This window comes from Arsenicicoccus bolidensis DSM 15745 (assembly GCF_000426385.1).
Lineage (GTDB): Bacteria > Actinomycetota > Actinomycetes > Actinomycetales > Dermatophilaceae > Arsenicicoccus > Arsenicicoccus bolidensis.
Window position 1 is genome coordinate 1 of record NZ_AUFG01000076.1, and the last position, 5,481, is coordinate 5,481.

Here is a 5,481-nt window from a genome sequence, read left to right on the forward strand (position 1 = left end):
AGCAACCGGATCCGCTTCTTCGCCTCGCGCAGTTGCTCATGCTCGGCCTGTGTGACACCGGGGCGGGTGCCGTCCTCGATCGCAGCGGCGGACATCCAGTTCGTCAGGCAGGACTCGCTGATCCCGAAATCCACCGCGATCGACCTCAACGTCACACCAGGCTCACGGTTGCGAGCCACGCGCACGACGTCCTCGCGGAACTCCTTGGGGTGGGGCTTGGGCATGAAGCACATCCTCTCCCGTGGCACCAGACGGCACCACAGATCGGCTGTCACCTACCCCTGCAGCAGTCCCCCCGGTAGGTCTTGTCGTACTGGTCCAGGACCACCTCGCAGACCTCGCGGACGAGCGCTCGGGGGATGACCACGGCGGCGAACGGGATGTGCACTGGCTCGCTCGGTGGCTCGTGCTCCAGCAGCGCCCTCAAACTCGGTCCGTTTGACGACGCCTCGACCTGGTCGTAGGTAACGGCGCGCAGGCCGGGGATCGGGCTCTCGCGGCGCTCATCGTCCGCGGCCCCCTCCGGTGCCTGCGAGGCGGGCTGTCCGATGAGGAACCGCCCGGACTGGGCGAGCATCCGCGCGTCAGGAAACGCGGGCCGGACCAGGACCGGACGCGAGGCACCAGCGCTCAGCGCCTGGTTCAGGGACCATGCCAACCCATCGTCGAGCTCGCTAACGGTCCCTTCCGGGACGGTCATGGTGAGCTCTTCCTCTCCTGCTGTGGCGAACGCGAACAGGGCGGCGTCCTCGCTGTCATCTTCGCCCCTCGACGGTGGGAAGGCGCAGGCGAACCACAGCGCAGTCACCGGGTCGGTGGTCACATCCAAGAGGCGGGTCGGGACGCCGTGGTGCTGCAGGGTGGCCAGGACCTGAAGGTCGGTGTGGAAGGCGCCGTTGTTGGCTCCGATGCCCCAGTCCCTGGCCAGCGTGATCAAGGAGCGCTCAGCCTGTCGCAGCAGGTCGGGCCCGCGTTCGTGGCGTGCCGCCGCGTAGTAATCCGGATAGTCGCGGATGGCGCGCTGCAGGGACGACTCGATCGGCCAGGACGCGCACCGCACCCCACGCCAGACGATCCGTTCGCCCAGAACGCGGGTCAGTGTCAGCCGAGAGACGAGGCGCATGAGCTCGTCGACCGAGCTGATGCGCAGCCCCCAGCCCGAGCTCTCCCAGTCGATCGTGGTCATGCGACCCAGTGTGCCCTGCGAGACGCCAGGCAGTCGTTATGACACGGGATTCCGTGCATTATCCCGGGCAATAGGACTGCACGACTGGACCGGAGCGGCCAGGGTAGCGGCTGCTCTGATTGCCGACTTGGACGCTGTGCGTCAGCTCTCGAACACAGTCCACACTAGCCATTTCTCCAGCCCGCCCCGGGCGCATCCGCCCGGCCGTACGGGCAACCTTTCGATAGCCCGATACATATCGGAGACCTATTCCAGAAAAACCGACAGTCGCGAGGCGGTGAGATCGATTTCGGAGGCCTCTAAGAGAACCGTGAAGGACAGACTATCTGCGTTTTCTCTTGTCAATAAGGCGGCGAAGAAGCGCAGATTATGCCCGTAGGAAAGACACTCTATGGACAGCTTATGAACTTTCGCGCCGATCCACACAAGCTTGATTCGTGTGGGCCCGTCTACTCCACGTGGAGAAGTGAGTATGATCTCAAAGGACTCACCATCGTATAGGACGGTGTCCGTGGCGTAGTCGTTCTTTAAGTCAAGAGGGATGGGATGGAAAGGCACCTCGATCTCATCGTAGTTGAGTCTCCAAGCGCCCAGGTTACCGGGACTCGCCGACGTAATCATTAGCTACCTCCGGTAGTGTAAATGGATTCGGACGCGTGCCAGGTCAGACCAGCCCATGGGAGTGGTGGGTGAGCGGAAGTTCGGCTGACCCTTCCCGTTGAATCGAATATGATATTTGTGGGGAGTATGAATATACCTCTGGGTCGACTTCTCGAAGTGTGCGTCGCCCGCCACGTCGTAATGGTATTGACGCCCGCGGCGCTTAATGGAAACCCGATTCTTTCCTCCGTTTAGGGCCTTCAATCGTCTTCCGTATCGTACTTTGCTCGCCGCATTGGCTGCGCGGGCGAGTCGATAGGCCTTGGCGCCTATTCTCAACGCGCGTACGAACACTCCGCCTGGGATGAAAGTTAGAGCCGCTTCTCTCGCGATCGCGCCTCGGTTTCGGTAGGCGGCACCCACGACACCCTTGCCGTTCTTGCGGGTGTCGTACAGGTCGAAGTTGCCGCCGTAACTGGAGCCGCCTCCGCCTCCTCCACCGTACCCGCCTACCTCTTGCCGGCGTCCGTCGAGGTCGTAGCTGTTGATGGGGTCGAGGGGGTAGGTGTAGGCGGTGGGGTTGCCGCCGGGTTCGGGGTCGAGGCTGGTGAAGGCGCCGCGGGTGGGGTTGTAGTAGCGGTCGCCCATGAGGGTGAGGCCGGCGGTTTCGAGGGTGGTGGAGCGTTGTTTGGCTCCGAGCCATCCGTAGCCGAGGGGCCCGTCGACGTTCATGGTGGCCCAGGGGTTTCTGGGGGTGCCGTACTCGGTGTAGTCGCTCCACCCGTTGATCCGTGTGGCTGCGGCGTCTTGTGACTGGTCGGCGGGGATGGTGAGGGTGGTGGCGGTGTCGCCGTGCAGGGTGGTCAGGGTCAGGTCGACGGCCCCGTCCTGGGCGAGCTGGGCGCCGAGGTCTCCGCCGAGCGACTCAGCGAACCGCGTCGTGGCTGGGGTTCCGCCGTCGGGGGTGATGACGGTCCAGGACGGGTTGTCGGTGCCGTCGGTGTAGTGCCGCACCACGGTCTGGGACTGCACGGCCCCGCCGGTGCTGGTGGTGCGCTGGGTCAGACGCCGACCCGCGACATCGAGGGTGAAGGTGGTGTCGGTGCCGCCCTGCCGCGCGCTGGCGGGGAGGTCGTTGTCGAAGTACCCGAGGGTGATGTCCCCACTGGCCGGGTCGGGGGCGTCGACGGCGGGCACGAGGGTCTGCCGCCCGAGCTCGTCGTACGTGTACGCGCCGACGGCGTTGGTGCCGGTGGTGGGGCGGTCGGCGGTGTCGTACGCGTACGTCTTGTCCAGCACTTGGCTGGGTGTGCTGGCGCAGGAGCCGTCGGCGTGGTCTTCGACGCGGTGGCTGGTCCGGTTCCCGTTCACGCCCAGGGTGCCGTCGAAGCCGTAGGTACGGACCTGGCAGGGGATGCTGCTGGTGGTGCCGTCGGTCGTGGTGGCGTCGGTGTCGGGGGTGACGGTGGTGCCCGTCGTCGTGGCGGTCCGGTCGGTCACCTTGCTGAGGCGTCCGGCCTGGTCGTAGGTGTAGGCGCGGTCGTAGCCGATGGCATCCCCAGGCTTGGCGACGTTGGTGGGGGTGTCGGTGGTGCCGGCCTTCCCGTCGAACGCGGCGCCTTGTCCGGTGTAGTCGCGTACGACGCGGCCGGCGGGGTCGTTGGCCTGGGTCCAGGCCATCCACACGCCGCGGGTGGGGGTGCCGGGGGTGTAGACGGTGTTGCCGTCGGCGTCGGCGCTGGTGGTGTAGGGGGTGACCTGCCCGGTGTAGGCGAGGCCGGTAGGTTCACCGGCGTCGTCGTAGGTGGTGGTCTGCTCGAGCTGGCCGGGCATGCTCTGCCGGTAGAGCTTGCCGTCGGCGTCGTAGGCGCCGGTGTAGGTGATGTCGCCCTTGCCGGCGGAGCGGGTGATGATGACGCGGGTGGTCATCCCGCGGTGCTCGGTCTTCCCGGCGAGGTCGGTGCCGTCGTACCCGTAGCTCGTGGTGCCCTTGGCGTCGGTGACGGACGCGACCCGCCCGGCGGTGTCGTAGCTGGTGGTGGCCTTGTCACCGAGCTGGTTCGTGGTGCTGGTCTGGCGACCCCACGTGTCGAACGTGGCGGACTGGCTGGGCCCGGTCGGTTGCCCGTTGCTGTCGAGCTCGACGGTCCCGGTCGCGATCCCGGTGGCGGGGTCGTAGAGGGTCTTGGTGCCGGGTCGGGCCGCGCTCGAGGCGAGCCCGGCCACGGTCGTCGTGACGGTGTCGGCGCGCCCGTCGAGCAGGTACGTGCTGGTGGTGGTGCGGGTGACGGCGCCGCTGGTCTCCACGGTGGCGGCGGGCGCGAGCTGGTAGGTGTATTTCGTGGCTCGTTCGTCGGGAAGGGTCTGTCCTGGGGGTGGCGCGGCCGGACGAGTAGCGCATGCCAGGCCGGCCCACTCGGGGTGGCCGCCGCAGGCGGCGTCGGCGCCGGTCTGCGCGGCAGCGGTGTAGTAGCTGGTGAGGGTGGTGCCTGCTCCCCCACCGGTGTTCGCCTCGGACGGCTGGCGGGTCTCGGTGGTGCGGCCTTCGGCGTCGTGGAAGGTGCGGGCGGTGATGTCGCCGGCGTCCACGGTCCCGTTCAGGTTCATGTCCGTAGTGGTGGACGTCGAGGCGCCGAGGGTCCAGCCGCTGGTGGCGTCGTCACCGGGTGTCTTGGGCTCGTACCCGGTAATGGTGCGGGCGGTGGTCTCGACGTCGGTGCCGGTGGTGTCGGCCGCGGTCACGGTGACCGTGGTCGCCAGGCCGTACCCGGTGCCGGTCTTGGGGTTCACGCCGTTGTTGGGGGCGCCCTGGTCGTAGAGGGTCTTGGTGTGCGGGCGCACGGTCGTGGTGGTTCCGTCGCGCAGGACTGAGGGCCGCTGGGGTCCCCACACGTCGGTCACGAACGACCCCGCGGGGGCCTTCGCGGGCACACCGGCCACGGTGCTCGTGGTGGTGTCGGGGTTGTAGTCGGTGACGGTGCCGAGCGCGGACGCGTCGTACGCCTGCCCGTCGGGCAGGGGGTTGTCGGCGGTCCAGGCCAGTGCGCGCTGGATCGCGTCGGCGTCCAGCTCGAGGGTGACGTTGCCCTGGGTGTTGTACCGCGTGTATGTGGGCAGCCAGGTGCCGGTGCCGTAGGAGGCGGTGTTGATGGTGTACCCGGCCTGGTCGGTGTAGGACAGGTCGGCGTACCGCCAGTCGTCACCGGTGACGGTGTCGGTGTTGCCGGTGTAGTCGGGGCCGAACACGGCGGCCGCGTAGGTGGGCGGGTTGGTCTGTCCCCAGCGGCTGGTCATGGCGCTGCTCATGTCGGGCAGACCGGCCTGGCCCTGGATCCCGTACCGGACGCGGGTCAGGGCGGCGGTGAATCGGCCCCGGTCTCCTGCCGCATCGTTTCTGGTTCAGGAAGGATGGGGTCCATGCCCAAGAAGTACACCGCCGAGGAGCGGGACCGTGCCGTGCGGATGGTCCGTGAGCAGGTGCCCGAGTTCGGGTCAGTGACGGCTGCCGCTGGGGCGGTGGCGACCCGGTTGGGGATGTCGCGGGAAACGATCCGTAACTGGTGCAAGCAGTCCGAGATCGATGCCGGCCAGGCCGTTGGGGTCACCAGTGACGAACGCACCGAGATCAAAGAGCTGAAGGCCAAGGTGCGCCGCCTCGAGGAAGACAACGTGATTCTGAAGGCGGCAGCAACTTT

At 67.3% G+C, this 5,481-nt stretch carries 4 protein-coding genes; 1 reads left to right on the forward strand and 3 read right to left on the reverse strand.

Translation table 11 applies throughout. The features are described 5' to 3' along the window. From K313_RS23780 to K313_RS0119325, 3 genes are all read right to left on the reverse strand, one after another. Nucleotides 1-224, reverse strand: a 224-nt coding sequence (locus K313_RS23780; protein ID WP_029212832.1) for a transposase, incomplete at its 3' end; no start/stop codon positions are given. Nucleotides 225-271: 47 nt separating this feature from the next. Further along, entirely contained in the window at nucleotides 272-1,186 is a 915-nt protein-coding gene (locus K313_RS0119315) for an FRG domain-containing protein (protein ID WP_051274234.1), read from the reverse strand. Between the two features lie 624 nt (nucleotides 1,187-1,810). Then, nucleotides 1,811-5,092, reverse strand: a complete 3,282-nt coding sequence (locus K313_RS0119325) for an RHS repeat-associated core domain-containing protein (RefSeq protein WP_156911488.1) — start codon at nucleotides 5,090-5,092, stop codon at nucleotides 1,811-1,813. Nucleotides 5,093-5,203: 111 nt separating this feature from the next. Here K313_RS0119325 and K313_RS0119330 point away from each other — a divergent pair. Beyond that, on the forward strand, nucleotides 5,204-5,481 hold a 278-nt coding region (locus K313_RS0119330; RefSeq protein ID WP_029213010.1), incomplete at its 3' end, for a transposase.